1 pseudogene is annotated in these 1,815 nt (G+C 71.6%); it reads left to right on the top strand.

Annotated elements, in window-relative coordinates:
- Positions 1-192: 192 nt before the first annotated feature.
- Positions 193-1,815: pseudogene (locus tag AC27KI_RS23985) on the top strand (TonB-dependent siderophore receptor); the annotation flags it as partial.

The following is a 1,815-nucleotide window of genomic DNA, read 5'->3' as shown; positions in this document are numbered from 1 at the left end:
CTGTCGAGTGGTGGGCCGCACGGAATCCGGCGCCTATCACGCTGACGAAGCCGCAGGCGCCAAGACCGACTTGCCGCTGCGCGAGCTGCCGCAGTCGGTGCGCATCGTCACGCGCCAGGCCATCGACGACCTGGGCGCCACCAAGCTGGACGACGTGCTCGACTACGTCGGCGGGCGGTCTCGCGGCAGAACAACTTCGGCGGCATCTGGGACAACGTGGCCATGCGGGGCTTCGTGGGCCACGAAGACATGGGCATGGGCCTGCTGCGCAACGGCATGCCGGCCAACCGCGGCTTCAACGCGCCGCGCGACACCGCCAACGTGGAGCGCTTCGAATTCCTCAAGGGCACCATGGGTGCGCTGTACGGCAACAGCGAGCCGGGCGGCACGGTGAACGTCGTGACCAAGCCGCCCCGGTTCAAGGCCGCGCATTCGGTCGAGGCCTACTACGGCACGCACGACGCCAGGCGCATCGCGCTGGACAGCACCGGCCCGCTGAACGGCAGCGCCACCGAGCCCGCCACGCTGGCCTACCGCCTCAACGTGTCGGTGGAGGACAAGGACAGCTTCCGCGACTTCGTGCACAGCCGCCGCGAGCTGATCGCCCCCGCCATCACCTGGAAGCTCGGCCCCGACACCGTGCTGCGCTACGACGGCGAGTGGCTGCGCCAGCGCGCGCCGCTCGACCGGGGCGTGGTCTCGGTCAACGGCCAATTGGGCGCGGTGCCCACCTCGCGCTTCTACGGCGAACCCGGCGACGGAGACATCACCGTGGACAACCAGACGCACCAGTTCTTCCTGGAGCAGGCACTGTCGCCCGACTGGAGCCTGCGCGCCGGCCTGCAATACAAGCGCAACACGCTGGCGGGCCTGGCCAGCGAATCCCACCAATACGGCCCGTCGCCCTGCCAGACCTCGGTCGAGGCCAGCGGCTGGCTGTGCCGCCGGCTCATCCGCCGCGACTTCCGGTCCGACGACACCACGGTGCAGCTCGACCTGAACGGGCGCCTCACAACCGGGGCCTTCCAGCACGAGCTGCTGGTCGGCGCCGAGGTGTCGCGCTTCGACATGGACCAGACCATGCTCACCCAGGCGGGCGGCGGTCGCTTCGGCTACGGCATCAGCGTGGCCAACCCGGTGTACGGCGCCGCCGCGCGGCCCGCGCTCACGGCCCGCGCCATCGACCGCACGGTGGAAGACCGCACCACCGCCTTCTACGTGCAGGACCAGATCAGCCTCACGCCCCAGTGGAAGCTCCTGGCCGGCGTGCGCCACGACCGCTACCGCGGCGAGATCGACGAGCGCAGCACGGGCCGCGTCACCACCCAGGACCCGAGCGCCACCTCGCCGCGCCTGGGCCTGACCTGGCTGGCCACGCCCGAGGTGTCGGTGTACGCCAGCGCCGGGCGATCGTTCCGCGCGCAGGCCCAGACCACCGCGTCCGGCCAGCAGATCCAGCCCGAGATCGGCACCGCGCGCGAGCTGGGCATGAAGTGGCAGAGCGCCGATGCGCGCCTGGGCGGCAGCGTGGCGCTGTTCGACATCAGCAAGCGCAACACGGCCACCTGGGACGACGACGGCGTGTACCTGGTGCCGGTGCCCGGCAAGGTCCGCAACCGGGGCCTGGAGGCCGAACTGGCCGGCTGGGTCGCGCCCGGCTGGCGCGTGGCGCTGAGCTACACCTACCTGGATGCCGACCCGCTCATCACCCAGTTCGCCCGCCAGAGCGCCAGCGCCTTCGTCACGCACGAAAGGGCGCTGGCCGGCGGCGGCCTGCTGGGGCGTGGGGCGGGCGGCTTCACCCACGTGGGCGAG

The organism is Acidovorax sp. KPB24-03 (assembly GCF_057546605.1).
This window is presented reverse-complemented; position numbering and strand designations above follow the sequence as displayed.